This window comes from Neorhizobium turbinariae (assembly GCF_023223505.1).
GTDB lineage: Bacteria > Pseudomonadota > Alphaproteobacteria > Rhizobiales > Rhizobiaceae > Neorhizobium > Neorhizobium turbinariae.
Genome location: NZ_JALPRY010000001.1, coordinates 326,212 through 353,203, shown reverse-complemented (window position 1 = coordinate 353,203; position 26,992 = coordinate 326,212). Strand labels below are relative to the sequence as shown.

General features: G+C 61.2%; 27 protein-coding genes. 19 read left to right on the top strand and 8 right to left on the bottom strand.

What is annotated here, in order from left to right:
- Positions 1 to 114: 114 nt before the first annotated feature.
- Positions 115 to 1,404: a citrate synthase gene (gene gltA, locus M0654_RS01625; RefSeq protein ID WP_248681539.1), complete on the top strand. Its 1,290-nt coding sequence runs from the start codon at positions 115 to 117 to the stop codon at positions 1,402 to 1,404.
- Positions 1,405 to 1,562: 158 nt separating this feature from the next.
- Here gltA and M0654_RS01620 read toward each other — a convergent pair whose 3' ends face one another.
- Entirely contained in the window at positions 1,563 to 2,189 is a 627-nt protein-coding gene (locus M0654_RS01620) for a DUF2059 domain-containing protein (protein WP_118849918.1), read from the bottom strand.
- Between the two features lie 18 nt (positions 2,190 to 2,207).
- The gene (gene rpiA, locus M0654_RS01615; RefSeq protein ID WP_248681538.1) at positions 2,208 to 2,903 is read right to left on the bottom strand and encodes a ribose-5-phosphate isomerase RpiA; all 696 of its coding nucleotides are present in this window, start codon (positions 2,901 to 2,903) and stop codon (positions 2,208 to 2,210) included.
- Between the two features lie 163 nt (positions 2,904 to 3,066).
- On the opposite strand from rpiA, the gene gph reads away from it, so the two are divergent.
- Positions 3,067 to 3,768, top strand: a complete 702-nt coding sequence (gene gph, locus M0654_RS01610) for a phosphoglycolate phosphatase (protein ID WP_248681537.1) — start codon at positions 3,067 to 3,069, stop codon at positions 3,766 to 3,768.
- A gap of 59 nt (positions 3,769 to 3,827) precedes the next feature.
- On the opposite strand, the gene M0654_RS01605 is transcribed toward gph, so the two are convergent.
- Positions 3,828 to 5,825: a L,D-transpeptidase family protein gene (locus M0654_RS01605; RefSeq protein WP_248681536.1), complete on the bottom strand. Its 1,998-nt coding sequence runs from the start codon at positions 5,823 to 5,825 to the stop codon at positions 3,828 to 3,830.
- Positions 5,826 to 6,152: 327 nt separating this feature from the next.
- Here M0654_RS01605 and fumC point away from each other — a divergent pair, with 327 nt between their 5' ends.
- Together fumC and M0654_RS01595 are read left to right on the top strand one after the other, a co-directional pair.
- Positions 6,153 to 7,544 (top strand): class II fumarate hydratase, encoded by a 1,392-nt coding sequence (fumC, locus tag M0654_RS01600; protein ID WP_248681535.1) that lies wholly within the window; start codon positions 6,153 to 6,155, stop codon positions 7,542 to 7,544.
- Positions 7,545 to 7,802: 258 nt separating this feature from the next.
- Positions 7,803 to 8,873, top strand: a complete 1,071-nt coding sequence (locus M0654_RS01595) for a GGDEF domain-containing protein (protein ID WP_118849922.1) — start codon at positions 7,803 to 7,805, stop codon at positions 8,871 to 8,873.
- Between the two features lie 63 nt (positions 8,874 to 8,936).
- Here M0654_RS01595 and M0654_RS01590 read toward each other — a convergent pair whose 3' ends face one another.
- Positions 8,937 to 9,545 carry a pyridoxamine 5'-phosphate oxidase family protein gene (locus M0654_RS01590; RefSeq protein WP_248681534.1) on the bottom strand — a complete coding sequence of 203 codons (609 nt, stop codon included), beginning with the start codon at positions 9,543 to 9,545 and terminating at the stop codon, positions 8,937 to 8,939.
- A gap of 55 nt (positions 9,546 to 9,600) precedes the next feature.
- Positions 9,601 to 10,524, bottom strand: coding sequence for an alpha/beta hydrolase (locus tag M0654_RS01585; protein WP_248681533.1), 924 nt, complete (start codon positions 10,522 to 10,524; stop codon positions 9,601 to 9,603).
- Positions 10,525 to 10,570: 46 nt separating this feature from the next.
- Between M0654_RS01585 and M0654_RS01580 the strand changes: the two genes are divergently transcribed.
- On the top strand, positions 10,571 to 11,062 hold the full coding sequence (locus M0654_RS01580) for a MarR family winged helix-turn-helix transcriptional regulator (RefSeq protein WP_248681532.1): 492 nt from the start codon (positions 10,571 to 10,573) through the stop codon (positions 11,060 to 11,062).
- A gap of 9 nt (positions 11,063 to 11,071) precedes the next feature.
- Here M0654_RS01580 and M0654_RS01575 read toward each other — a convergent pair whose 3' ends face one another.
- Entirely contained in the window at positions 11,072 to 11,440 is a 369-nt protein-coding gene (locus M0654_RS01575; RefSeq protein ID WP_248681531.1) for a gamma-butyrobetaine hydroxylase-like domain-containing protein, read from the bottom strand.
- A 209-nt stretch (positions 11,441 to 11,649) separates the two neighbouring features.
- On the opposite strand from M0654_RS01575, the gene moaA reads away from it, so the two are divergent.
- The 5 genes from moaA (at position 11,650) to mobB (ending at position 16,041) form a co-directional block, all read left to right on the top strand.
- The gene (gene moaA / locus M0654_RS01570) at positions 11,650 to 12,639 is read left to right on the top strand and encodes a GTP 3',8-cyclase MoaA (protein ID WP_248681624.1); all 990 of its coding nucleotides are present in this window, start codon (positions 11,650 to 11,652) and stop codon (positions 12,637 to 12,639) included.
- 113 nt (positions 12,640 to 12,752) lie between these two features.
- Positions 12,753 to 13,658, top strand: a complete 906-nt coding sequence (locus M0654_RS01565) for a DMT family transporter (protein WP_248681530.1) — start codon at positions 12,753 to 12,755, stop codon at positions 13,656 to 13,658.
- Between the two features lie 27 nt (positions 13,659 to 13,685).
- Positions 13,686 to 14,912 (top strand): multidrug effflux MFS transporter, encoded by a 1,227-nt coding sequence (locus tag M0654_RS01560; protein WP_248681529.1) that lies wholly within the window; start codon positions 13,686 to 13,688, stop codon positions 14,910 to 14,912.
- Complete coding sequence (gene mobA / locus M0654_RS01555) at positions 14,909 to 15,529, top strand: molybdenum cofactor guanylyltransferase MobA (protein ID WP_313791063.1); 621 nt, start codon at positions 14,909 to 14,911, stop codon at positions 15,527 to 15,529. Before M0654_RS01560 ends, mobA begins: the two co-directional genes overlap by 4 nt.
- A complete protein-coding gene (gene mobB / locus M0654_RS01550) occupies positions 15,526 to 16,041 on the top strand; it encodes a molybdopterin-guanine dinucleotide biosynthesis protein B (RefSeq protein WP_248681528.1) in 516 nt (171 codons plus the stop codon). Before mobA ends, mobB begins: the two co-directional genes overlap by 4 nt.
- Positions 16,042 to 16,089: 48 nt before the next feature.
- On the opposite strand, the gene M0654_RS01545 is transcribed toward mobB, so the two are convergent.
- Entirely contained in the window at positions 16,090 to 18,300 is a 2,211-nt protein-coding gene (locus M0654_RS01545) for an OmpA family protein (protein WP_248681527.1), read from the bottom strand.
- 297 nt (positions 18,301 to 18,597) lie between these two features.
- Between M0654_RS01545 and M0654_RS01540 the strand changes: the two genes are divergently transcribed.
- From M0654_RS01540 to M0654_RS01525, 4 genes are all read left to right on the top strand, one after another.
- Positions 18,598 to 19,380 (top strand): transporter substrate-binding domain-containing protein, encoded by a 783-nt coding sequence (locus M0654_RS01540; protein ID WP_118849932.1) that lies wholly within the window; start codon positions 18,598 to 18,600, stop codon positions 19,378 to 19,380.
- A 112-nt stretch (positions 19,381 to 19,492) separates the two neighbouring features.
- A complete protein-coding gene (locus M0654_RS01535) occupies positions 19,493 to 20,275 on the top strand; it encodes an ABC transporter permease (protein ID WP_118849933.1) in 783 nt (260 codons plus the stop codon).
- Positions 20,272 to 21,102 carry an ABC transporter permease gene (locus tag M0654_RS01530; protein WP_248681526.1) on the top strand — a complete coding sequence of 277 codons (831 nt, stop codon included), beginning with the start codon at positions 20,272 to 20,274 and terminating at the stop codon, positions 21,100 to 21,102. The genes M0654_RS01535 and M0654_RS01530 overlap by 4 nt, the downstream gene beginning before the upstream one ends.
- A 145-nt stretch (positions 21,103 to 21,247) precedes the next feature.
- Positions 21,248 to 21,514 carry an usg protein gene (locus tag M0654_RS01525; RefSeq protein WP_118851555.1) on the top strand — a complete coding sequence of 89 codons (267 nt, stop codon included), beginning with the start codon at positions 21,248 to 21,250 and terminating at the stop codon, positions 21,512 to 21,514.
- Positions 21,515 to 21,532: 18 nt separating this feature from the next.
- Here M0654_RS01525 and M0654_RS01520 read toward each other — a convergent pair whose 3' ends face one another.
- Positions 21,533 to 22,255 (bottom strand): DUF2270 domain-containing protein, encoded by a 723-nt coding sequence (locus M0654_RS01520; RefSeq protein WP_248681525.1) that lies wholly within the window; start codon positions 22,253 to 22,255, stop codon positions 21,533 to 21,535.
- A gap of 119 nt (positions 22,256 to 22,374) precedes the next feature.
- Here M0654_RS01520 and M0654_RS01515 point away from each other — a divergent pair, with 119 nt between their 5' ends.
- From M0654_RS01515 to M0654_RS01495, 5 genes are all read left to right on the top strand, one after another.
- Positions 22,375 to 23,193 (top strand): class I SAM-dependent DNA methyltransferase, encoded by an 819-nt coding sequence (locus M0654_RS01515; protein WP_248681524.1) that lies wholly within the window; start codon positions 22,375 to 22,377, stop codon positions 23,191 to 23,193.
- Positions 23,194 to 23,281: 88 nt separating this feature from the next.
- The gene (locus M0654_RS01510; RefSeq protein ID WP_248681523.1) at positions 23,282 to 24,904 is read left to right on the top strand and encodes a hypothetical protein; all 1,623 of its coding nucleotides are present in this window, start codon (positions 23,282 to 23,284) and stop codon (positions 24,902 to 24,904) included.
- A gap of 88 nt (positions 24,905 to 24,992) precedes the next feature.
- Positions 24,993 to 25,547: a DinB family protein gene (locus tag M0654_RS01505; RefSeq protein WP_248681522.1), complete on the top strand. Its 555-nt coding sequence runs from the start codon at positions 24,993 to 24,995 to the stop codon at positions 25,545 to 25,547.
- A 6-nt stretch (positions 25,548 to 25,553) separates the two neighbouring features.
- Positions 25,554 to 25,964 (top strand): CopD family protein, encoded by a 411-nt coding sequence (locus M0654_RS01500; RefSeq protein WP_248681521.1) that lies wholly within the window; start codon positions 25,554 to 25,556, stop codon positions 25,962 to 25,964.
- Positions 25,965 to 26,071: 107 nt separating this feature from the next.
- Positions 26,072 to 26,944 carry an NAD(P)-dependent oxidoreductase gene (locus M0654_RS01495; RefSeq protein WP_248681520.1) on the top strand — a complete coding sequence of 291 codons (873 nt, stop codon included), beginning with the start codon at positions 26,072 to 26,074 and terminating at the stop codon, positions 26,942 to 26,944.
- Positions 26,945 to 26,992 lie beyond the last annotated feature (48 nt).

The window sequence follows — 26,992 nt, the reverse complement described above, 5'->3', positions numbered from 1 at the left end:
AAATGCCTTTCGTATACCTTGGCATCGGCGGTCGGATCATATAGCAAAGCACGGGACGCTTAATTCTTGTGGCGCTTGTCAGGCGCCATGCCGCCGAACGGTTGGAGGATCAGAATGACGGAACAAAGCGCAAATGTGGTACTGGGCGACAAGAAAGTCGACCTGAAGGTCAAGTCGGGGACCATCGGTCCGGACGTGATCGACATCGGCTCTCTTTACAAGCAGACCGGTGCCTTCACCTATGACCCAGGCTTTACGTCGACGGCCTCCTGCGAGTCCAAGATCACCTATATCGATGGTGACAACGGTATCCTGCTACATCGCGGATATCCGATCGAGCAGCTCGCCGAACACGGCGACTTCCTGGAAACCTGCTACCTGCTTCTTTACGGGGAACTGCCAACTGCAGCCCAGAAGAAGGACTTCGACTACCGCGTGACCCATCACACGATGGTGCACGAGCAGATGAGCCGCTTCTTCACCGGCTTCCGCCGCGACGCTCATCCGATGGCCGTCATGGTTGGCACCGTTGGCGCTCTCTCGGCCTTCTACCATGACTCGACGGACATCACCGATCCACACCAGCGCATGGTTGCATCGCTGCGCATGATCGCCAAGATGCCGACGATCGCGGCGATGGCCTACAAGTACCACATCGGCCAGCCCTTCGTGTATCCGCAGAACAATCTCGACTACGCGTCGAACTTCCTGCGCATGTGCTTTGCGGTGCCGTGCGAAGAATATGTGGTGAACCCGGTTCTGGCTCGGGCCATGGACCGCATCTTCATCCTGCATGCCGACCACGAGCAGAACGCATCGACCTCGACCGTTCGTCTCGCCGGCTCTTCGGGTGCAAATCCGTTTGCCTGCATCGCGGCCGGCATCGCCTGCCTCTGGGGCCCGGCACACGGGGGCGCCAACGAAGCAGCGCTCAACATGCTGCAGGAAATCGGCACCGTTGACCGCATTCCGGAATACATCGCCCGCGCCAAGGACAAGAACGACCCGTTCCGCCTGATGGGCTTTGGTCACCGCGTCTACAAGAACTATGACCCGCGCGCCAAGATCATGCAGAAGACCACGCATGAAGTTCTTGGCGAACTTGGCCACAAGGATGACCCGCTCCTGCAGGTTGCCATGGAGCTCGAGCGCATCGCGCTGACGGATGAGTACTTCATCGAGAAGAAGCTCTACCCGAACATCGACTTCTATTCCGGCATCACGCTGAAGGCGATGGGCTTCCCCACCACCATGTTCACCGTCCTCTTCGCGCTGGCCCGCACCGTCGGCTGGATCGCACAGTGGGCGGAAATGATCGAAGATCCGCAGCAGCGGATCGGTCGTCCGCGTCAGCTCTATACGGGTGAACCGCAGCGCGACTACCTGCCGATCTCGAAGCGCTAGTCGCTTCATCGACACGAAACGAAAACCCCGGAGTTGGCGACAACCCCGGGGTTTTCTTTTGGCGTATTTGAGACTGCTTCAACCGACGCTCCTCGCAGTCGGTACCTGAAAACGAATGATCCGCCTCTAAGGGCGGATCATTGAGTTATAAGGCTTGATCAGGGCTTCGGTGCCGGCGTCGGGGCAGGCTTGGCCGGAGCCGCCGGCTTTGCCGGGGCTGGCTTGGCGGCCGGCTTTGCCGGTGCAGCCGCGCTGGTGTCCACCGTCGGTGCCTCGATCGGCGTTGCGTCGATCACGCCGCGTAGTTTCTCGGTGCTCTGGTTGGTGAGGTCACGCGAAATGCCGTTTGCCCAGATTTCCGCGGCGCGAACGAGTTCGCGGTTCACGAGCGGCTGGTTGGTGAGCAGTTTCTTGCCGGCCTCGGTGTTGAAGAAGGTCGAGATCACCTTCAGCTCATCGATCGAGAAGCTCTTGGCATAGATCGTCGCAGCTTCCTTTTCGAGATCAGCGCGGCGCGGTGCAAGAGCAAGCGCTGCTTCGTCAACCACGTCGGAAATCTGCGACTGGAAGTTCGGCGATGCCTGGATGAACTGAGCCTTCAGGCGTTCAGCCAGGTTCGGCAGGATGTTGTCGTAGCGGTCCGTCACATTCAGCGAAGCAATGGCGTCACGCGCAGCAGCGAGTTGTGCTTCCGACACGTCCTGCGCATGAGCCGGCAGCATGGAAGCGCCGGAGAAGAGGATCGCCAGGGCGGCGGCACGGCCGATAACCGCGAATCTGATCATGAGTTCGTTGCTCCTACTTTATTTCGCCTCAAGCGTTCGCGCTCCTGCCGGACCGGCAATGATCGCGATGGACGCCATTTGAATGAACAGCCCGTGTTCAACGACACCGGGTATGGAAAACAGTTCCGCCGACAGAGCCTCTGCATCAGGAATACGGCCAAAAGATGCGTCGACAATATGGTGGCCGCCGTCGGTCGTGAAGACACCATCGCCTAACCGGCGCAGCTTCAACTCGCCGGTGAGATTGAGCTTGGAAGCCGCGCGTTCGATGGCGATGATGGTCGCCGCTTCGCCGAACGGATTGATCTCGATCGGCAACGGAAAAGCGCCCAGCGTCTCCACCAGCTTGCTTTCATCGGCGATCACGATCATCCGGCTTGAGGCCGCTGCGACGATCTTTTCGCGCAGAAGCGCGCCACCGCCCCCCTTGATGAGGTTCAGCTTCGGATCAACTTCGTCGGCGCCGTCGATGGTAAGGTCCAGTTCCGGCATCTCGTCGAGCGATTTCAGCGGCACGCCAAGTTCGAGGCAAAGCCGCGCGGTGCGTTCGGAGGTGGGTACACCTTCGATCCGCAGCCCGCCATGCACCTTTTCAGCCAGAAGCCGGACAAATTCCTCTGCGGTCGAGCCAGTCCCGATCCCGAGCTTCATCCCGTCTTCGACATACGAAAGGGCGACCTGCGCCGCCTTGACCTTCATTTCCCTGGCGTCCATCCGCCAAAAGCTCCCCGCTATCTCGTTGCCCGCTGTTTACACGCCTCCTTCGGCAAACGAAAGTCCCCCTCGCCTGGCTTTCGCCCGCAAGACTGCCGGTGATTTGCTTTTTGACCCTGCTTTTCGTAAGCAAAAGACTGTCCCAACGCCTCGTGAGGATTCCTTGTCAGCACCCCTCGTCGTCTTTGATCTTGATGGCACGCTCATCGATACCGCGCCGGACCTGATCGACAGCCTGAACTATACGATCGAGGCCGTCGGTCTTGCGCCCGTCACTTTCGATGACCTGACGCATCTCGTGGGCCAGGGCGTCAAGGTGATGATCCAGCGTGCCTTCGAGTTGCGACGCGAGCCCCTGGACGAGGTGACGGCGGCAAAACTGTTCGATCGTTACATGGAGCACTACCAGGCGAACATGCCGGGCAAGAGCCTTCCCTATCCGGGTCTCGTGGCGTGCCTCGATCGGCTTGAGGCGGCCGGCATGCGCTTTGCCATCTGCACCAACAAGGGCAGCCAGCTTGCGACGCTGCTGATGGAGAAGCTTGAGCTCTCCCATCGCTTCGCCGCCATGACCTGCGGTGACACCTTCGCGTTCCGCAAGCCCGACGGCCGTCACGTCCTCCAGACCGTGGAACTCGCTGGCGGTGATCCGCTGAACGCCATCATGGTCGGCGACAGCATCAACGACATCCTGGCCGCCCAGAACGCCGGCGTTCCCGCCGTGGCGGTGACTTTCGGTTACTCTGACGTTGCGGTGGACCAGTTGAACCCCGACCGGATCATCGAAAGCTACGCCGATCTGACACCGGAGATGGTCCTCGAACTGCTGGACCGGGGAGCAGAGCGCTCGCGGCTGGCGCGGTAAACCAGACGCAAAAAAGGCGGCTCAAGGCCGCCTTTTTTCTGTTTTGCCCTAAAGCTTGATCAGACCTTCGTCGCCCGCGCCTTTGTGGTCGCATCGAATGCCTTGGCGACCGCATCGTCACGGCCGTAGACATCGTCGAAGAATTCGACCACGCCATCCTTGTTCGGCCAGGCCGTGAAGTAGGAGATGTAGACCGGGATCTTCACCGGCGCTTTCACTGCCACGTTCTGCCCGCCGGCAATGCGCGCGTTGACGTCCTCGATGGTCGTCCCTAGCACGGCAGCGGCCATCTTTCGCGGCTCCGCCAGGCGCACGCAGCCGTGGCTCAGTGCACGCATGTCCCGCTGGAAGAAGCTTTTCGAAGGCGTGTCATGCATGTAGATCGCATGGCTGTTCGGGAACAGGATCTTGAGGTCGCCGAGCGCATTGTCGCTGGACGGCGGCTGGCGGACCGAAATCTTGTCCGTCGAGCCGTACCAGTTGACGCTGGTCGAGGACACCGTCTTGCCGCCCACGGAAACCTCGTAACCCAAGCGGTCGAGATAGCTCGGATCCTGGCGCAGACGCGGCAGCATCTCGTTGATGATGATCGACTGCGGCACGCCCCAATACGGGTTGAACTCGACGGTCTCGATCTCGTCCTGGAAGAAATAGGTCTGGTTCGCCTTGGAACCGACGACGGTGCGCATCGAGAACTGCTCGACGCCGTTGTCGTGATAATAGACCCGGAACGCCGGCTGGTTGATGAAGACATACCGGTTGCCAAGCTCATCCGGCAGCCAGCGGGCCTGCTCCATCGCGACCACGATCTTCTTGATCTTGTCCTCGGCGGTGTGGCCGGTGAGCTTGCGGATCGTGGCTGCCCCGACGACACCGTCAGGCTTCAAGCCTGCTTCCGTCTGGAACGACTTTACAACGTCCACGAGTTCCGGCGTGTAATCCGGCGTCTGCTGGTAGGAGGCGAGCACGTCCGCATGCTTGGTCTTCAAGGCCTCGGAGGACTTCTGCTGGATCGCGGCAATGATGTTGCCAAGATCCGCGCTGCTCTTGCCAGGCTTCAGGAGGATCTGCGTCGGCAGCTCGATCTGCGGCCCGGCGGCGTTGTCCTCGGCGCGAAGCTTCGCGAGTTCGGCCTTCAGCGCCTGATAATGCGCGCTCTTCGGCTCAAGCCCTTCCAGATATGCAGCCGCATCCGTGGAGGTCTTGGCGAACGGCAGCACTACGGCGAGCTTCATGTCCTTGCGCTTGATGTCATGGTAGCCGGAGATGCGGTTGGCATCGATGCGGCCACGCAGCATGTCCTGCGCGAACATCAGGACCTTACCGGACAGCGCGAGTTCAAACTGCATCAAGGCCCGCTGATGGCCTTCAACCGGATCGGTCGCGCCAGCATCGGTCGCAACGCTTTCGTCCGTCGCAACATTGACGACCTCGGCCGCCGCATCCAGCGGTGCTGCAACGCTCGCCGTGACCAGTGCCGGAACCGTCAGACGGTAGTCGGCCGGATCAAGACCGAACTCTTCGGCGCGGTCGAACAGCGCAAGTACGCCCCTCGCCTTTTCGTTGATGTCGCCGTCTGCCACCCAAAGCGGCTCGGCATTCTTGGCATAATAACCTTCAAGTGCGGCTGCGATATCGGCAGGTGCCGTGACTTTCGCTTCCGCGATGAGCTGCGTGCCGTCGGCGGCAGATGCTGCGGCAAAGCCCGCTGTCTTCACCGCGCGCTGGGCATCAGCCTTATAGGTATAATAGCGCGGCCCGGTGACCTTCGGCAGCGGCTCGGGATCCGCAAGCGCCTTTTCGCTCGGCATCGCAGCACGACCGGTTGCCACACCCGGCACGACCTGCTGCGGTTCGACCTGGCGGTTCTTGCCGGGGCCACCACGCAGGATATCCATCAGTGTGATCGCATTTGCCGGCGCAACGGCACCGGCATAGACGGAGACGCTCGACACAAGCGCTAACGCGAGCGAAATTTTTCGAGATGAATGCTGCAAGGTCTTCCCCGTCTCTGGTCCGCACCGCACTGATGCGGCCTGGAATAAGTGTGACGCCATTTACCCGATCGGGTTCCCGATGAAAAGAATCGCGTGCCGGCGTCAAGGGTTCCATGAACACGGCAACCGGGGCGTGGCGCAGGCGGAACGTTAAGAAAATATTGGTTAATATTTCCTTCATGCGGCGCTGACCGGCGGACTTGAGGCGTGACGATCAGCGGCACTTTTTACCACCTCGTGTCATAAAAGGCACGCCGCAAACCGCGCCAGACAGGCCGCTTCCGGCTTGCAGCCGCAGATCAATCGTATAGTAATGCCGCAGCAAAATTCAGCGCTGGCGCCTGACCAAAGCGCCGCGACATCTACGAAGAGACAGAGGCAGCGAAAATGGCATCAACCCGCACCGAAACCGATACATTTGGCCCGATCGAAGTCGCAAGTGACCGGTACTGGGGTGCCCAGGCCCAGCGTTCGCTCGGCAACTTCAAGATCGGCTGGGAAAAGCAGCCTCTCGCCGTCGTGCGTGCGCTTGGCATCGTCAAGCAGGCTGCCGCCCGCGCCAACATGGAACTCGCCGGCCTCGACCCGACGATCGGCAAGGCGATCATTGACGCCGCACAGGAAGTGATCGACGGCAAGCTCAACGACCATTTCCCGCTGGTTGTCTGGCAGACCGGTTCCGGCACCCAGTCGAACATGAATGCCAACGAAGTCATTTCCAACCGCGCGATCGAGATGCTCGGCGGCGTGATGGGTTCCAAGAAGCCGGTTCACCCGAACGACCACGTCAACATGAGCCAGTCGTCGAACGACACCTATCCGACGGCCATGCACATCGCCTGCGTCGAAACGATCGTTCGCCACCTGATCCCGGCCCTGAAGCACCTGCACGAGGCACTGGAAGCCAAGGTCAAAACCTTCTCCCACATCATCAAGATCGGCCGCACCCATACGCAGGATGCCACGCCGCTGACGCTGGGCCAGGAATTTTCCGGTTACGCGGCTCAGGTCGCTTCCGCAATTGCCAATATCGAACTGACGCTGCCGGCGCTTTCCAGGCTCGCCCAGGGCGGCACTGCCGTCGGCACGGGTCTCAACGCACCGGTCGGCTTCGCTGAAAAGGTCGCCGAAGAAATCTCCAAGATCACCGGCCTGCCCTTCGTGACGGCACCGAACAAGTTCGAAGCACTTGCCTCGCACGACTCGATGGTGTTCTCGCACGGCGCGATCAATGCCGCGGCAACTGCGCTCTTCAAGATCGCCAACGACATCCGCTTCCTCGGCTCCGGCCCGCGCGCCGGTCTTGGCGAACTGTCCCTGCCGGAAAACGAGCCGGGCTCCTCGATCATGCCGGGCAAAGTCAACCCGACCCAGTCGGAAGCACTGACTCAGGTCTGCGCCCACATCTTTGGCAACCACGCTGCGCTCACCTTCGCCGGCAGCCAGGGCCACTTCGAGCTCAACGTCTACAACCCGATGATGGCTTACAACTTCCTGCAGTCGGTGCAGTTGCTGGGCGATGCGGCCGTGTCCTTCACCGACAACTGCGTCGTTGGCATCGAAGCGCGCGAAGACAACATCAAGCGCGGCGTTGAAAACTCGCTGATGCTGGTAACGGCGCTCAACCCCAAGCTCGGCTACGACACCTGCGCCAAGATTGCCAAGACGGCCCACAAGAACGGCACGACGCTGCGTGAAGAAGCTGTCGGCGGCGGCTACCTCACGAACGAAGAGTTCGACCAGTACGTCCGTCCGGAAAACATGATCGGACCGAAGTAAGACTGGAGATCATTGGATTTTCGAGAACCCCGCCTGCCTCAGGCGGGGTTTTTGCTGCTTTCTATCGCTTGAGCCGGCAATTCTACTTCCGACGCCACTTGCCTCGATACGACACGATCAAGCACTCGCACATCAACAGGAGACCTACACCTCTGCGTTGCGATGATCGGCGTTAATTTGCGCCTCTTAATTCTTTTCCAATATTTTTCGCATACCAATTCTCCTAGATAAAACTGGGTGGGAAAAGTGGGGACGTCGATGACGACGGCAACGGCGCAAAAGGCGCAATCCAGCGATCTGGTGAGCCAGATCATTTACGCAGTGCGATCGATGGGACTTGCGCCAATCCCGCGCAATTATCAGCTGTTTTACGAAGCCTATATCGGTTCCAACCCTGACCTGACACGGGATCTTGCAGCGCTTGGAAGCCGCGCCACCCAGGAAGAACTGGACGAGCTTTCGCACCGGCATCTCGGCACGGGACAGGCCGCGGTCATCGAAGACGCCCATTCCAAGCTCCTGGTGGAGCTCGACTCTCTTCTGAAGCTCCTCCGGCAGGAACAGAATTCGCTGGAAAGCTACAGCAAGCTGCTGGGCGAGACGGCTCAGCGCATCAACTCCAAGAGCCATTTCTCGACCGATCTCCTGAGCAACGCCATCACGCTCCTGAGCGAGGCCACGGGCACGACGATCGCGCACGGCGAAAAGACCGTCGGCGGTGTCGAGCAGCGTTCGCAGGAGATGGACCAGGTTCGCCGCGAGCTCGATGAATACAAGCGCATTGCGAATACCGACTCGTTGACGCGGATTGCCAACCGCCGCGCCTTCGATGAACGTCTTGCGGCGACCTACAACAACTCGACGCTGCTTCCGGTCACCGCCCTTGTGCTGGCTGACATCGACAATTTCAAGAAGATCAACGACAGCTACGGCCACCCCGTAGGTGACAAGATCCTGGCGACCGTCGCCTCGGTCATCCGCGCCAACGTCCGCAAGGATGTCTTCGTTGCACGTTCAGGCGGAGAGGAATTTGCGCTGATCGTCGAAGGCAATACTGCCGATGAAGTGATGATCATCTGCGAACGCGTTCGCCGGGCGTTGGAAACCCGCACCTTCCGCAATTCGCGTTCAGGCGTCGACTACGGCCCGGTCACCATATCCATCGGCTTTGCCATGGGCTCGCAGGCGAGCGATCCGGGCGAGCTTTACGCCAGCGCCGACACCGCGCTCTATTACGCCAAGAACGGCGGTCGCAACCGGACCGTCTTCTTCGAGGAGCGGATGCGCAAGGACTACGTCGGCAAGAGCTGGCTGATCTACAAGAAGTAACCTGCCGCGCATCGAGGTTCATGCCGCCGAGCCTGGAGCTGGCGGCTGTTTTCGTGTGCGGCATCACCACATGGTCTTGGCAGCGCGACCGGCCCACTCCCGATCGTAAGTCTCCTGGTCGAAGTCGCTCTTCGCAGCCTTCAGCAGCTTGCCCGGCGTCGGCAAAGCTGCCGGATCGAAAAAATGCTGTGGGTTCCAGAGTTCCGCACGCATCACCGCACGGGCACACTGGAAATAGACTTCCAAGATCGTGATCACGACCACCGTGCGCGGATTGCGACCATCCATCTCGAAGCTGGAGAGTAAATCCGGATCCGCAGACACGGCCGCGCGGCCGTTCACCCGCATCGTCGTGTTGGAGCCGGGGATCAGGAACATCAGGGCGACACGCGAATCACGAACAATGTTGAGGAGCGAGTCGACACGGTTGTTGCCGCGCCAGTCGGGAAGCAGAAGCGTCGACTCGTCTTGTACCCGAACCACGCCGCCGAGGTCTCCGCGCGGAGAGCAGTCCACGCCTTCCGGCCCAATTGTGGCAAGCGCCATGAAAGGCGAGGCCTCGATCATCTGTCGGTATTCGAGCGTCAGCGTCTTCGTCACCTTCGCCAGCGAGGCTTCCGAAACGTCGCCGTAGATCGCCGTCAGTTCCTCGACCGATCTGATGATGTTCATCCCGCCTCCCGCTTGCGTCGCCTCGGCGCAAGACTAGGACGACGGCACCCAGGCATCAAGCGGCGGCGTCCTTGCCTTCTGCCCGCGATGCGGCAGTCTCTGCCGTCAGGAACTGCGCGATCGTGCTGATCACGCCGGCGTCGCTAACGATTCGACGATGCCCGAGCCCATTGGCCCAATGCACCTTGGCGGTATCAACCTCTCCGAAACGACGCGCGTGTTCAGCCGCCACTTCCTTGTCATCCTCTGCATGGATCACCAGCAGCGGAGTGCTGGAGCGCGTGGCTGCGGCAATGGTGTCGAAATCATCAAGCGGAGCGCCGGCGATTTTCTCCGCGTAATGGATCATCAGCTCCCTGACCTTGGGCGACAGCCCGACCATCCGCGCGAAACCGTCAAAGATCCACTGGATATGGCTCGGCGAGCCGATGACGACCGCCTTTGCCGGCGAGATCGTGCCAACGCCCTTGAATACCTTACCGAGCGTCAGCAGCAGGGACGCACCGCCGAAGGAATGCCCTACAACGGCATCAAATGGCCCAAACTGCCTGTCCGCCTGGACGATAACTTCGGCCGCCTGCTTCATGTTGAGGCTGCGACCGCTGGACAATCCATGTCCGGGAAGATCAAGAGCCACCACATGTGCCCCGGCCTCCGCAAGGCCAACCGGCAGCGAAGCGATATAGGCGGCGTTCGAGCCCCAGCCATGCACGACGAGCCAACGCGGCTTCCTGGCACCCGTCTCGGTGTTCAGATGATATGACATCACCGTCGATCGGCCAGCTTGGAATGGGATCTTCCGCGCCGAAGCAAGCTTGCGGAGACCTTCCGCCTGCATCGCTGCTGCCTTGTGCCCTTTCGGTCGTCGCGATGGTGTGAGACAGAAGAGCTTGAACGCGAGCGACGCGGCGAGCCGCGGATAAAGAGGCCCGAGACTTGCAAACCCGAAACGGATGACCTTCAGCCCAAACTTTGCCATAGTGAGACACCTAAGAAAGTTCAATGCTGAACAATACAGTACAACAATGAACAAAAAGCAATCCCTCCCTTGGGACCATCCGCGCTTTCGCAGCTGGATTGCCGTCGCAAGAGCCTGCCAGATGATGCAGAGCGTACTGGCGCGGGAACTGGCGGCGCTCGACATCAAGCCGCCGCATCTCGACATCCTGATCAACCTCTATCGCTTCGAAGGGATTTCGCAGCAGGAACTCGCCCGCAAGCTCCTTGTCGGGCGCTCCAACATGAGCATGGCGCTTCCGCAGATGGAAAAGCGCGGCCTCATCGAACGCCGCGGCGACGAGAAGGACAAGCGCGTCTTGCGCCTTTACCTAACGAAAGCCGGTCGCATCGTGACCGAACAGGCGATGGAGGTGCAGACCTCGCTCATCGAACGGACGCTTGCCAATGAACCGCTTGAGCAGTGCATGGCGATGGCCGACACCATGGAACGGCTCGTCCACCGCCTCCAGTCCGGGCTCTTGGAAGAGCCCGCGGCGGAGGAGGCCATTGAGGAGTAAGGTTGCGGTTCAGGATCGCTTGGGATCGCGGCTCAAGCCCTTCTCGGCAAGCTCCGCTTCATAGGCAGCAAACAGGTCGGCACCGCGTTCACCGAGTTCACGCAGATATGACCAGGTGAAGATCCCGCTGTCGTGACCATCATCGAACGCGATCCGCGCGGCATAATTGCCGGTCGGCACGATGGCGCGGATACCGACATGGCGTTTACCGGGAACCGTCACCTTCTGGCCCGGCCCATGGCCCTGCACTTCGGCCGATGGCGAGAGGACCCGCATCATTTCCGCCGGCAGGGCAAAGACCTGGCCATCGTCGAATGTCACTGTCAGCGTCTGCCGGTCCTTCGAGACCTTCAGTTCCGTGGGCCAGTTGTCGCTCATGCGGTTCTCCATCCATGCTTTGCCTGCTGACTTATGGGCTTGGCGCCACCGCGGCAAGCACTATGCGCGTCAACCGGGCAGAGAGCGCATGCCGCACTTGACGCCTCCCGCCAAAGTGCCCACCTTTGGTGGCGAGGGAGAACCGCCACGTGAACAGTTTTGCAGGACCTTTCCAGGGAGCCTCGCCATTGGTGTCTGACAAGGCACCGATGATCGATCCTTTCGGCCGTGCCGTGACTTACCTGCGGGTCTCCGTCACGGACCGCTGCGATTTCCGCTGCACATATTGCATGGCGGAGAACATGACCTTCCTCCCGAAAAAGGACCTGCTTACGCTGGAGGAACTGGAGCGGCTCTGTTCCGCCTTCATCGCAACGGGCGTGCGCAAGCTTCGCCTGACCGGCGGCGAACCGCTGGTGCGCAAGAACATCATGTACCTCATCCGCCAGCTGGGAGAGCACATCGAGGCTGGCGCTCTCGATGAACTGACGCTGACGACCAACGGCTCGCAGCTCGCGCGTTACGCTGACGAGCTCTACGACTGCGGCGTCCGTCGCATAAATGTCTCCCTCGACACTCTCGACGCTGCCAAGTTCAAGTCGATTACCCGCTGGGGTGACCTGAACAAGGTCATGGAAGGCATCCAGGCGGCTCAGGATGCTGGCTTGAAGATCAAGCTCAATGCCGTCGCTCTCAAGGGCTTCAACGAGTTCGAAATCCCGGAGATGATCCGCTTCGCGCATGGCCGCGGCATGGACCTCACCGTCATCGAAACCATGCCGATGGGGGAGATCGACGAGGACCGCACGGACCAGTATCTCCCGCTTTCCAAACTGCGAGCTGATCTGGAAGAGCAGTTCACGCTGGTCGACATTCCCTACCAAACCGGAGGGCCAGCCCGCTATGTGGAGGTGAAGGAAACCGGTGGACGGCTCGGCTTCATCACGCCAATGACGCATAATTTCTGCGAAAGCTGCAACCGCGTCCGCCTCACCTGCACCGGCACGCTCTACATGTGCCTCGGCCAGAACGATGCTGCTGACCTGCGCACCGCGCTGCGTGCCTCCGACAGCAACGATTATCTCTCCGCAGCCATTGATGAAGCGATTGGCCGCAAGCCTAAAGGCCACGACTTCATCATCGACCGCACACACAACAGGCCGGCTGTCGCGCGGCACATGAGTGTCACCGGGGGGTGACGCCCCCCCCCGCCCTCACCTAAATTTCTTCGGCAGGTCGGCTTCGCCGGAATCTGTACTGGCGAGCACTATGCCATTGCTCTAAGACACTTCGCACAGAGGAGTCGTCGTTTATGCAGTGGTCGGAGAATTCGCGGGGAGCGCTGTTCATGGCGCTGGCAATGGCCTCATTCACCTGCAACGACGCGCTGACCAAATCCGTCACATCAGAGCTTACGACAGCGCAGATCATGTCGGTCCGCGGCGTGCTCACCGTGGCGATCGTCTACGGCGTCGCCCGATATTCCGGCGTTCGCCTTTCGCTCGGCTCCATGCTGCAGCCGCTGGTGCTTTTGCGCACGGGCGCTGAGATCGGCGCAACGCTGACCTTTCTTTATGCGCTGGCGCATATCGAATTCGCCGCGCTGTCGTCGATCATGCAGTCGCTGCCGCTTGTCGTTACCCTGGGTGCTGCGCTCTTCCTGGGCGAGCCGGTCGGCTGGCGTCGCTGGGCCGCGATCAGTGTGGGCCTCGTCGGCGTGCTCTTGATCATCCGGCCCGGCCCGGAAGGTTTCTCTTCCGCCGCGTTGGTCGGCATCGCCGCGATGCTGTTCACCGCCTCGCGCGATCTCATCACCCGGCGCATCAAGGCCAACATCCCGACGCTCACAGTGACGTTGTTCACCTGTCTTGCCAACACGGTGATCGGCACGCTGCTGATCGTGCCGATGGGTGGCTGGCAGCCGATGAGCCTGACAGCCTTCAGCCACCTGGCGCTCGCATCCGTCCTAGTGTTTGCAGGTTACCAGTCGATTGTGAAGGCGATGCGCGAAGGTGAAATCTCCTTCGTTGCGCAGTTCCGCTACACGAGCCTCATCTGGGCACTGCTCATCGGCATGTTCATTTTCGGCGAGCATCCGAACAGCTACATGCTGATGGGCGCCGCCATCGTTATCTGTTCCGGCCTCTACACCCTATATCGTGAGCGCAAGCGGCGGATTGACCTCGCAGACAAGGCAAGCGCCGCTCCCCCCGCGTGACATCCGGGCGAGAAGAAGGAAGACGACGTGCAGCAAACCAGGTTTCTGGATAAACAAAGCCCGCCTCACATCCTCACCCTCGTGATCTGCGCCGGTCTTGGCGCCCTTTCGCTCAACGTCTTCCTCCCTTCGCTGGCGGCCATGGCGGTGCATTTCGGCACCGAATACCATGTCATGCAGTTTGCGGTGTCCGGCTACATCGCCGGCACCGCCCTCCTCCAGCTGGTGATCGGGCCGCTTTCCGACATCTTTGGCCGGCGCCGGGTGATGATCGGAGCGCTGCTGGTGATGCTGGTCGGCACGGTGGTCTGCCTCGCCGCGCCGAGCGTCGAAATCTTCATGTTCGGGCGGCTGCTGCAGACGACCGTCGTTGCCGGTTTCGTGCTGCCGCGCGCCATCATCCGCGACACGGTGCCGATGGAAAGCGCAGCCTCCATGATCGCCTATGTCACCATGGGCATGTCGCTGATCCCGATGGTAGCGCCCACCGTTGGCGGAACGCTCAACGACCTCTTCGGCTGGGAAGCCAATTTCGTGCTGATGCTGTTTCTCGGCGTGCTGACGCTGCTCCTGGTATCCGCGGACCTCGGCGAAACCAACAAGACGCCGGCGGCAAGTTTTGCCGCACAGTTCAAGAGCTGGCCCGATCTGTTCCGCTCACGCCGCTTCTGGGGTTATGCCCTCACCTCCACCTTCTCGTCCGGCGTGTTCTTTGCCTTCCTCGGCGGTGCGCCCTTCATTGGAACTGCGATCTACAACCTGACGCCGACGATGCTTGGCGTGCAGTTCTTCCTGATCGCCGCGGGCTACATGGTGGGCAACTTCATCGCCGGTCGCTACACCAAGCGCTTCGGCACCATGACCATGATGATTTCGGGCAGCGTCGTCAGCCTCATTGGCATAATGGTTACGGCACTGGCGCTGCTGACCGGCGTAGACTCCGCGACCGCCTTCTTCGCACCGCTGGCGCTGACCGGCGTCGGCAACGGCCTGACCTTGCCAAGCTCCAATGCTGGGGTCGTCAGTGTCCGTCCCAAGCTCGCGGGTTCTGCTTCCGGCCTGGGCGGCGCGATCACCGTCGGCGGTGGGGCCGCGTTCTCGATGATTGCTGGCGCCGTGCTCACCCCAGGCAGTGGTGGTTGGCCGCTTCTTGCCATCATGGCGGTTTCGACCGTGCTCGCCATCGCGGCATCGGTCTATGTGCGGCAGGTCGAGCGCAATGAAGAGGCTGCCGGCGCGCAGGCAAATCCGTGAAATCACTCCCACCTGCCCTGATCCTCGCGGGCGGCAAGTCGAGCCGGATGGGCGAGGAGAAGACGCTGCTGACCATCGGCAGCGACACGATCCTCCGCCACATCGTCCGGCGGCTGATGCCACAGGTCTCGTCGGTCTACCTCAATGCTCCCACTACTTTCACGGAACTGCCCAAGCTTCCGCGCGTCCCGGATACGTTGAATGGACAGATCGGGCCGCTCGCCGGCGTGTTGGCAGGGCTCAGACATGCGAAGGGTTCGCATCCAGACCAGACGCACCTGCTGACGGTCCCATCCGACAGCCCATTCCTGCCGACGGACCTCGTCAGCCAGCTATCAGCAGCGGTGAGAGAGAACAACGACGTGATAATCGCCAGTTCCGGCGGGCGCGACCACCCCGTCTTCGGCCTCTGGCCCGTCAGCCTCGCCGATGATCTTGAGGCATGGCTTGCCGAACCGGACAACCGCCGCATCCATGCTTTCTTGCGACGTCACCCGACGGTGACGGTGGATTTCCCATTCAAGGAGACGCCGCAGGGGCTGCTCGATCCCTTCCTCAATATCAATACGCCGGACGATCTCGAACTGGCGCGGCGGTTTGCGGACGAACTGACATGAACGGTCATCGTGTCTTTGGCATTTCCGGCTGGAAGAACTCCGGCAAGACCGGGCTGACGGAGCGGCTTGTCGCAGAGCTGACGGCGCGCGGCTACCGCGTCTCCACCGTCAAGCATGCGCATCACGACTTCGATATCGACAAGCCGGGCGCCGACTCCTTTCGCCACCGCCAGGCAGGCGCGACGGAAGTCGCGATCGTCTCGGGCAAACGCTTCGCGATCATGCACGAGCTACGTGACGAGACCGAACCCACACTTGATGAAATCCTAGCCCGCCTCGCTCCCTGCGATCTCGTCCTTGTCGAAGGTTACAAGCGTGAGCCTATTCCGAAGATCGAGGCACGGCGCCGGGAGGCCCGCAGTCGCGAGCCGCTTTATCCGAACGATCCGCATGTCGTGGCCATCGCCGCCGATCACGCGGTAGAGGCCGGTCATCTACCTGTCTTCGATCTCAATGATGCCCCGGAAATCACCACCTTCATCCTCGACACTCTCGGTATAAAGCCGACATGAAAAAGCCGCCGGGGTTACCGGCGGCTTCACGAGTTCTGTCCCTGCCCCTTACTGCCGGGCAGCGACCGGCTTTACGAGCGGCGTGATACGCCGAACGGTCACGCGCCGGTTTTCCTGGTTCGCCGCTTCCGTGCGAACCTTAAGGTAGCGCTCGCCATAACCCTGCGTCGCCAGGTTTTCCGGCGGGATGCCGAACGCGTCCGTCAGAACCTGAGCCACGCTTTCCGCACGCCGGTCGGAAAGCACAAGGTTGCTTTCATCCGAGCCCACGGCGTCGGTGTGGCCTTCGATCAGGAAGGTCTCCGACGGGTCCTTCTCGAGAACCTTGTTGATCGCATCCGCTACCTTGCGAAGCGACGTTGCCTGGTTCATCGGGATCTCGGCGCTGCCGGTCGCGAAGGTGATGGTATCGAGGTCGATACGGCGCACCTTGTCACGAATACGGGCTGAATAGCGCACTTCGTCCAGCGAGTAGACGCGCTCGACACGTTCCACCGGCGGCTGTTCGAGGAACTCGTAGTAGTCGCGATCCGGCTCCGACGAGGTGTCGATGATGTACTCCTCGAGCGGAACGGTGAGACGCATGGGCGGCAGGTCGTCGCCCGGATCACGCCACACATAGTCCTCGCCGCGACGGTTATCGATGAGATCAGGTGCGTAATAAAGCACGTACTCCTCGCCACCACGAACCTCGCGCGTCCGGCGAACCACTTCGCCATAGCGGTTGCGGATCGTAACGATGCGGGTGCCGTCATCGCGGACGATGATTTCACGCACGCGTCCATCATCCAGGCGCTCGTATTCCGGCTCGCGGCCATCGCGCCAGAAACGACGGCTGTCGTCGTGGCGAACGATCGTCTGGTTGTCGATGGTGATGATCACGCGGTCATCGTCACGGTCGCGGCGGTTGCCGCCGTCACGGTTGCCACCACGAACTTCCCAGCCACGCGGGCGGTCGAAGTCCGGACGACGGTCCAGTCGCTCGCCACGCTGTTCGGCAAGCGCACGGAAGTTTTCCTCCTGCTCACGCGTCAGGCGGGTCGAACCCTGGGCTTCTGCATCGGAGGTCGGAGGCGCGGAAGGCTGCTGCTCGGCCTGCTGACCTTGCGGGCGCCGTGGCCGGTCATTCCCGGAGCGATCCCGTGCCCGAGGCGTTTCCTTGGCGCTGTCGAGCACGGCAGCACCGTTTTCAACCGGCAACACGACCTGCTCGCCGTCTTGTGCGGAAGCGGGATCACGTGCCAGTTCCTTGGCGCGCTCCACCTGTTCCGGCGTCTGCGCGGTCGTCGCTTCGCCCGGCTGTCCCTGTGCCGGAGCTGCCTGTCCGGTTCCCGGCGCGCCCGGAGCGGCAGGAGCCTCAGCTGCTGGCTGCCCTTCGGTCGTCTCGCGCTGCGGCGCCTGAGCATCGGTCGTCACGCCGGGGCGTGCCTGTGCAGGGGCATTGCGACCGGGCGCTACGTCGCCTGGCTTTGCGTCACCGGGTTTGGCGTCGCGAGGCGAGGCCTGATCCTGCGCAGCGTCAGTGCCGGTCTCTGCGTCCTTGCGCTCCGTGTTGCGGCGGGCTGGCTTCTCCGGCTGCTTTTCGGGCGTCGCTGCAGTGTCGCTGCCGCGGGGACGCTCAGCCGGTGTTTCAGCCTGGTCCGCCTCTGGCGCTGCCTTGCGATCGCGCGCATTGCGGCGCTCCTGGCGGTCATTGCCTTCCGGCGCGGCATCGCGCGGCTGCTGCGCCTCCTGCGTGCTAGGCTTTTCGGCTTCCGGTGCAGCCTGCTGTCGCTCGCGACGCGGCCGCTCGGCGCCACCATCATCCTGTCCCGCTTCCTGGCGCTGACGGCGTGGCTGCTCGTTGCCACCTTCGCTGCCTTCAGCCTGCTGTCGGCGTGGACGTTCACGTGCCGGAGCTTCTGCGGCGGGCGCTTCCGCAGCCGGTGCCTCGGCCTCTGCAGGACGCTGGCGACGGGGCTTTGCGGGCTCCTCCTCGGCCGGCGCCTGCTCACGCTGGGCGCGGCGACCCTGGCCCTGGCCTTCACCGGCGCCCTCGCCCTCACCTGCACTCTCGCGGCGACGCGGACGTTCGCGCTCGCCGCCACCTTCGTCGCCATCCTCAGGAACGATGATCTTCTCCTGGACATGGATGACATCCGACGCTGTCTCGGTATTCATTACCGGCTTCAGCGGCACGGCAGCCGCCGGCTGGATCATCAGCGGCAGCGCGACGATCGGCGCCGCGACACTGGCGAACAGTTTGGCTTTAAGTGACATCGACAATTCCTTTTCCTGGGTGTCATCCCTTCGAAGCGCGTCCTTTGGTGCCGGCTGGGGCAGACTTGCGCGCCCACCAATGCGTCTCGCACCATCTTTGTTCCAACACATCTTCGTGCCGTGGCGTGAACCACGGCTGAACGTGCCGTTCATGGTGAGGTGGCGCGACGTGCACGTAAAATGCGTTGCAATTTCAGCGGGGCATGTATCTATAGGCGTGGCTGGCGCTACCACGCGCTCGCCTCCTCCGGCGAAGAAGATCAAGACGCCGTGAGGCCGCCAACAGAGAGGATCATCATGAACATCTCCCATCGCTTCCTTGCCGCCGCTTCCATCGCGGCGCTTTCGCTTTTTGCCGGCTCCGCCATGGCTCAGGAAAAGCTCGTTATCGGCACCGAAGGCGCATACCCGCCCTTCAACAATCTTGAGGCAAACGGCGAACTGACCGGCTTCGACATCGACATGGCCAAGGCGCTTTGCGAGGAGATGAAGGTAACCTGCACGTTCGTCACCAATGACTGGGACGGCATCATTCCTGCCCTGCAGTCGAAGAAGTTTGACGCCATTATCGCTTCGATGTCGATCACCCCGGAGCGCAAGGAGCAGGTGACCTTCTCCAAGAAGTACTACAACACCCCGCCAGCCATCGCCGTACCGAAGGACTCGCCGCTCACCGAAGCCACGGCGGAATCGCTGAAGGGCAAGGCCATCGGCGCGCAGGGTTCGACAAGCCACTCGAATTATGTCGAAAAGCACTTCCCCGATTCCGAGCCGAAGCTTTACCCGACGGCTGACGAATACAAGCTCGACCTCTCCAACGGCCGCGTTGACGCCGTGGTCGACGACATCGTCGTACTGACGGAATGGGTGAAGTCGGACGCTGGCAGCTGCTGCAAGATCCTCGCTCCCCTGCCGCTCGATCCGGAGATCAACGGCGAAGGCGCCGGCGTTGCCGTCCGCAAGGGCGAACAGGCTCTGGCCGACAAGTTCACCGCGGCCATCGCTGCCATCCGCGAAAACGGCAAGTACAAGCAGGTGCAGGACAAGTACTTCGATTTCGACGTATACGGCGACAAGTAAGTCACAGCTTTGATCGCACAATGCGGCGGAAGGGTTGCCCTTCCGCCGTTTTTCTTTTTAATGGCGGGCACACAAGATTAAGCGGCAGCAAAGCCGCAGGGAAACTTATTGCATGAGCGGAATCTTCTCCGCCCTTTTTGGCGCGCTTGATCCGCTTTGCGGGCCGATCGGGATCTTCTCCCTGTTCGGCTCCAACAGCCTCATTGCCTGCGGTGATGCGGGCTGGGGCGATGAGATCGCGTTCGGGGTCCTGGTCACGATCACGCTGGCGGTCGCGACCGTGCCGGTCGGCTTGTTCATCGGCTTCCTCATCGCACTTGCGGCCCAGTCCAAGGACAAGACGCTGCGGCTTGCGGCCGGCATCTATACGACGATCTTCCGTGGCCTGCCGGAGCTGCTGACCCTCTTCATCATCTACTACGGGATGCAGATTGGCCTGCAGGCAGTACTCGCCTGGTTCAACTACGAAGGCCGCGTGGAGATCAACGCCTTCTTGGCCGGCATGATCGCGCTCGCGGTGGTCTTCTCTTCCTATTCGTCCGAGGTGCTGCTGTCGGCCTTCCGGGCCATTCCGCATGGCCAGTACGAGGCTGGCGAAGCACTTGGCTTGAGCCGCTGGCGCACGCTGCGGCTGATCGTCCTGCCGCAACTCATCCGCATTGCGCTGCCCGGCCTCACCAACCTGTGGCTGATCCTTCTCAAGGATACGTCCTATGTCTCGGTTATCGGCCTTGCCGACATCGTCCGGCAAACGGGCATTGCCGCGCGCGTAAGCAAGGAAGCGTTTTTCTTCTACTTCATCGCCTGCCTGCTGTATCTGGCGCTTGCGGTCATCTCCTCCTTTGGCCTGCGTTATGTCGAGCGCTGGGCACGACGTTCGGAGGTGCGCCGATGAGCTTCGTCACCGAGCTCATACCGCCCCGCCCGGCTCCCGCGGCTACGAAACAAGGCCTCACGGTCGCGCGCATCGCTGGCATCTCTGTTCTCGCGCTATGGGCGCTGCTGGCCGCCAGCCTGGTGCTGACGGTCATCAACGGCTGGAACCAGGACAAATTCCTCCGCTACGGCCCGCGCTATCTCCACGGGCTTTGGACGACGATCTCGCTTGTCGGCATCTCGGTGGTCCTGGGTGCGGCCCTTTCGGTACCGATCGCCTTCGCACGGATGTCGAAGAACCGCGTGGCAGGCGCCATCGCCTACGCCTATGTCTATGTCTTCCGCAGCACGCCGCTGCTCGCACAGCTCTTCCTGATCTACTACGGCCTCGGCAGCTTCAAGCCGCAGCTGGAATCGGTTGGTTTGTGGTGGTTCTTCCGTGACGCCTGGTATTGCGGGCTTTTGTCCTTCGTTCTCAACACCGCCGCCTACCAGGCCGAAATCCTGCGCGGCGCGATCGAAAGCGTCCCGCGCGGCCAGCATGAAGGTGCTGCCGCCCTTGGCATTTCGAAAAGCATTGCCTTCCGCAAGATCATCCTGCCGCAGGCGCTGATCGTCGCGCTGCGCCCTTACGGGAACGAGATCATCCTGATGATCAAGGGCTCTGCGGTTGTCGCCATCGTCACTGTCTATGACCTGATGGGCGAAACGCGCTACGCCTTCTCACGAACCTTTGACTACCAGACCTACCTCTGGGCAGCGATCTTCTACCTGGCGATCGTGGAAGTGCTGCGCCACGTCTGGGCGTTCCTTGAAGCGCGGCTGACCCGTCACCTGAAACGTTAGCAGCAGCCGGCGCATACGGCTGCTAAACATCTGAATTAATTCACGTTTCTGCACATAAAGATGAATTGTAAAGCCCGTGTTAAACGTGGCATGCTCCCATTCGGGTGGCGCACCGACGTCCACTCGAGCGACAATATGGGAACCGCTGATGTCTGACATGGAAATGATGCTGAAGGGCTATGGCCTGACCACGGCCCAGATTTTCTACCGCCTTCCCGACCACCCGTCCGTCCTGCAAAGTTACGTCTGGCAGAACTACGATCTCGCGCCGGACTTTCCTGAAATGAACGGCTTCCTGAAGTTCTGGCAGGAAAAGCTCGACGGGCCCCTCCACTCCGTCCGCTACGTCCACCGCAAGCTGATCTCGGCAAGCGAGTGGCGCTCGGTCAAGGGCGAGATCATGCTTCACTAGCATAGGCGCGCCACAGCTTCACACATGCACCTCGCCATGCGCGAACTCGCCGTCGTCGGGCTCGCGATGCAGGGCTGCGAAGATGATGCCGATATAGAGCGCTGCGACGATCACCACCACGATCCAGCCCGGCAGCGGGCCGAGTGCTGCATTGTTGATCGCTTCAGCGACGGAAAACACCTTGTCCGTCTTCGGCTCGTCGGGAAGCAGCTTCGGCGTGGTGATCTTGAGAAGCCATGCGCAGAGCAGGATCAGGTACATCCAGACGTAGTTGCGCCGGATGCGCCGGAACAAGGCTTCGCGGTAGCTGATGAGGAAGCATGGGTTGCGCAGGCTGGTTGCAATCGCTTGCGCCCAGTCGGGCTTCAGGTCGGCCTGCGGGTAAAGCGCCTGTGCAAAGTAATGGCGCTCCAGCTTTCGCACCCGCGCCCGGTAAACGTCGAAGAAGCGATAGCGTCGCGCCTCGATCAGCAGCAGCAGCGACACCAGCAGCATCGCGAACAGAACCACGCCATGGTGCGATGTGGAGGTAGACAATGACACCGAAAGCAGCGCCGCGACCATGGTGATCGCCCAGTTCGACGTCCGGTCGATCCGGTCGCGCCAGCTCGTCATCCTGCCCATCTCGCCACGATAATAGTGGATGATCATATTGGCTTTTTCGGACGAGGTGATCGGCAGCGATGGCGCACGCCGCTCTAAATTCTGCTCCAGAACCGTCTGAGACTGGTCCGCTGCCATGGCTTGAGAACTCCGGGAGGATTGCATTTCGGATGAACGATGAAGCCGGTCCGGCCGTTCCACTGCATGGACAAACACGGACGGTGGGCTTAAACGCCTCCCAAACGAAGGACGAGCCGATGAAGAAAATCGACGAAGAAGCACTGGCCGAGGCCTATAACCGCGCGCTCGCGCTGGAGAAGGCCGGCGATTTCGATGCAGCGGCCAAGGCCTATGAAGAAGTCCTCAAGATTGACCCAGAGGACCACGGCGGCGCCGCCGTCCGGCTTGCCTCCATGGGACGCGGTGAAACACCACCCAAGGCGCCCGACGCTTATGTTGAGACGCTATTCGATCAGCATGCCGAAAGCTTCGAGGATATCCTCGTTGAGCAACTGAGCTATGCCGTCCCGGTCATGGTGCGCCAGCGCCTCCAGGACCTTAAGCTCGGCCCCTTCAAGCGCATGCTCGACCTCGGTTGCGGCACCGGCCTCACCGGCGGCACGCTGCGCGACATGGTGGGAGACATCACCGGCATCGACATCTCCGAGAACATGGTCGAGATCGCCCACGAGAAAGACCTCTACGAGACGCTTTACGTGGCAGAGGTCGAAGATTTTCTGGAAGACAACGACGACGAGCCGTTTGACCTCGTCACAGCGACCGATGTGCTGCCATATCTCGGCGCGCTGGAGCCGCTGTTCTTCGGCGCTGCCGAAAACATGGTGCCGGACGGGTTCTTCATCTTCTCATCGGAAACACTGCCTGCCGATGACGGCCGCCCCTATATCGTCGGTCCGCATCAACGCTTCCTGCATTCCGAAAGCTATATCCGCGAGCGCCTCACCGATACCGGCTTCGAGATCGTCGACCTCAGCGAGATCAACGTGCGCATGCAGGACGGGCAGCCGAGCCCTGGCCATCTGGTAATCGCGCAACTCACAAAAGCTCACGACTAGGACGTCCGCGCAACCTCCGCGTGTCTACGATTGGTAGACACGCGGCGGATACATCGTAATCTCTCGATGCAACCATCGGGGGAAGGTCGTGCTGCAGCAACTTGCACAATGGGCAGAAGCCGACCTAACGACCGCTGCCAACGCCATCTTCACCACGGACGATCCCTTCCGCTGGATTGCACTCGCGATCGCGATACTCGTTCCGATCATCCTCATCTTTGCCCGCAACGAGATCCGCGCCCATCGCCTGCGAGTGATCGCCGATTTTATCGTCTCCTATCCGGCCACAAAACCTGAAGAAAAGGGATCGGACGACACAACGGGCACATCCACCAGCTACAACCCATCGCTTGAATTCGTCACGTCGAAGTATGTGTCGGACCTGCAGCCGGAGCCGGACGTCTACGTGCGGCGCAGCGCCGACGAGACGGCCAGGGACATCCAGAAGCTCGTTCGCCGCTCTCGCATGTTCGGCAATCTTGGCGACTACAAGCTGCTGATCTCATCGATCGGTTTTAGTGCTCTGACCTTCGCCGGCTTTCGGCACCTGTTTCAGGTCATCGATGGCGGCCTGCACGTCGAAGGGGCGACAGACATGTGCACAGGCGGCGCTGCGGCCACCTGTTGCTCGCCTCAAACTTTGTATGGCGAGATCTGCATCGTCGGCGCACTCGCTTTCGCCGGCGCCTTCATCGCGGCAGTGCGCATCTTCATGCGCAGCCTGGCCGTCTTCGATCTCTCCGCCTATACCTTCCTGCGGCAGTCCGTGGAGATATTCGCCTCCGTCCTGATCGTCATCTTTCTCTACACCGCCTTCCCCGACCCCTTGGCGAGCATCGGCGAACTTGTATCGATTGACCCTCAGCCGAGACCATGCGGCGCCGTGCCATGGCTCTGGATCGCGCTTGCGCCGCTGCTCGGACTCCTGCCGCAAAGTTCGACCAAGTTCCTGCTGACGCGCCTTCAGTCGCTTGTCGCCTGGGTGAAGCTGGACGATGACCGCTTCAACAAGCTGACGCGTTCCACGCCGCTCGATGTCATCGACGGGATCGACTACTTCACCCGGTTTCGGTTGGAGGAATGCGGCATCTTCGATATTCAGAACCTGGCGGTCTACAACCCGATCATGCTCTACGTCGAGTCACCCTATGGCATCTACCAGACTGTGGATTGGGTAGCGCAGGCGCAGCTATGCCATATTGTCGGGCTGGAGCGTTTCCTGCTGCTACGGGAAATGCACGTGCGCACGATCTTCGATCTGGAGCGCGCCATCGACTTCAAGAGCCGCTTGGGCGACGACGATGGTGGCGGCAAGACAGATCCGGCTCAAGGCGACCAAGCCCAAACACCACCAGATCCCGATAAACCCAAATCCTCCACTGTCATCGATGGGCCCGACGAGTTTGACAGGATCTATGCCGGCATCCTGTTTGCCTGCACCGACACGATGCGCGAGGCGGCAGGCTTGAGCAAGATCATGCCGCTGATCCCCGACACCGACAAAACAATCAAGGCGGCAAGCGTCGACGACTATTGCAAATGGGCGTGGGAGCATGTCAGCCGCGACGAGAAGCGGCTGAAGATCTGCGTCGAGCACCTGATGGCCTGGATTGCCGACGACCTGCATGTTCGCCGTCTGCGTCGCATCTGGCAGGAAATCTCCGACAGCCTCGGCACCCGCTCCGAACGCCTGGACAAGAGATTGCCCTAACCGGCTTCGAGCCGGAGGTCCAGGCGGCACAATTCGTCTTCTCATCCGGGGGCTTCACCGATAGGTTGCCAGCATCGGAGGGAGTCGCATGACACCGGAGTGCTATCTTCTTGCTCAGGCTTATAACAATGCCTGGGCCAACCACCGGCTGTTGAAGGCATGTGGACAGCTCTCTGCGCAAGAACTGGCCGCACCGCGACTGAGCTTCTTCCCTTCGATCATCCACACGCTGAACCACAACCTGACGGTCGACTGGCTGTATATCAGTGCGGTTGAGGGCGACTGCATTGGCGCAGCTGCCTTCGATCCGGAAATCCCCTTTCCCACCTTCGCCGATCTCGACCGCGAACAGCGCACCGCAGACCGCCGTCTCATCGACCACTGTCGGCTCATGGATGGGAAGGCCCTGGCGGACGAAGTTCGCATTCCCCGGGCAGACCATGTCCAGGTGGAGCGTCGGGATCGCATCCTGCTACATTTGTTCCAGCACCAGATTCACCACCGCGGCCAGATTCATTCCATGTTATCGAGCACGTCGGTCAAGCCGCCGCAGCTGGACGAGTTCTTCCCAGCAGACGAAGAACGGCTGCGCGCCCAAGATTTTGCTGAACTTGGCTTCACCGAAGCCGCTATTTGGAGTTGATGTTCTATGATGTATTTCGTGATCAAGTACCTGCACGTCCTGTCGGACTTCCTGCTCGTCGCCGGCATGCTGATCAATGCCTTCGTGATTTCCATGGTGCCGCCCACCATCCGTGTCGGCGTGATTGCCGCTCTCCGCAAATATGACCGCACGGTCACCACCGCAGCACTCGCCGGTGCCTGGATCTTCGGCATCTGGCTCATTGTCGCCTATGTCGGCTTCTCGGACGGCTGGCTGCATGCCAAGCTGCTGTTCGTCATCCTGCTCTCCGCACTTCACGGCATGCAGCAGGGCTGGATGCGCCGCATGCAGGCCGATCCGAAGCTTGATCCGCCTGCCTTTGTTCGCCTCGGCATGCCGATCATTCTCATCTCGGCGGTCATCATCATCGGACTGGCGATCATCAAGCCGTTCTGATCCAGCAAGCCGCACCAAGGGAACGCGGACGGTTTTCGGCTGGAGCCGGCTTTCGCAAGCCGGCTCCATGTTCTAATCCTCGAACACACGATGCAGGAGGTACAAGCATGGCCAAGGTGGCATTCATCGGTCTCGGTGTGATGGGTTTCCCGATGGCGGGGCACCTGAAGGAAAAGGGCAGCCACGAGGTGACCGTCTATAACCGCACCGCCTCGAAAGCCGATGACTGGGTGAAGAAGTACGGTGGCAGGTCGGCGGGAACGCCGGCCGAGGCTGCCAGGGAAGCGGATTTTGTTTTCACCTGCGTCGGCAATGACGATGACCTCCGTTCCGTCACGATCACCGAAACGGGTGTCCTTGCCGGCATGAAGTCCGGCGCGGTCCTGATCGACAACACGACCGCCAGCGCCGAGGTCGCGCGCGAACTGGAAGCCGCCGCCAAGGAAAAGGGCATCGGCTTCATCGATGCACCGGTCTCGGGCGGCCAGGCAGGCGCGGAAAACGGTGTGCTGACTGTCATGTGCGGCGGTGAGGAGGCGACCTTCGACAAGGCAAAGCCCGTCATCGATGCTTATGCACGCATGGTCGGCCTCATGGGTCCGGTCGGAAGCGGCCAGTTGACGAAGATGATGAACCAGATCTGCATCGCCGGCGTGGTTCAGGGCCTTGCGGAAGCCATCCATTTTGGCAAGCAGTCAGGCCTCGACATCGAGAAGGTGATCGACGTCATCTCCAAGGGTGCCGCCGGCTCCTGGCAGATGGAGAACCGCTACAAGACAATGAACGCGGGGAAATACGATTTCGGCTTCGCGGTGGACTGGATGCGCAAGGATCTCGACATCGTGCTTACCGAAGCGCGCCGCAATGGCGCCAAATTGCCGCTGACGGCGCTCGTCGACCAGTTTTATGGTGACGTTCAGGCCATGGGCGGCAAGCGGTGGGACACCTCGTCGCTGCTCGCGCGCCTTGAGAAGAAATAGAACCAGGAGGGCCGCTGAACCGGCGGCCCGCTCATCGAGCCTATTGGC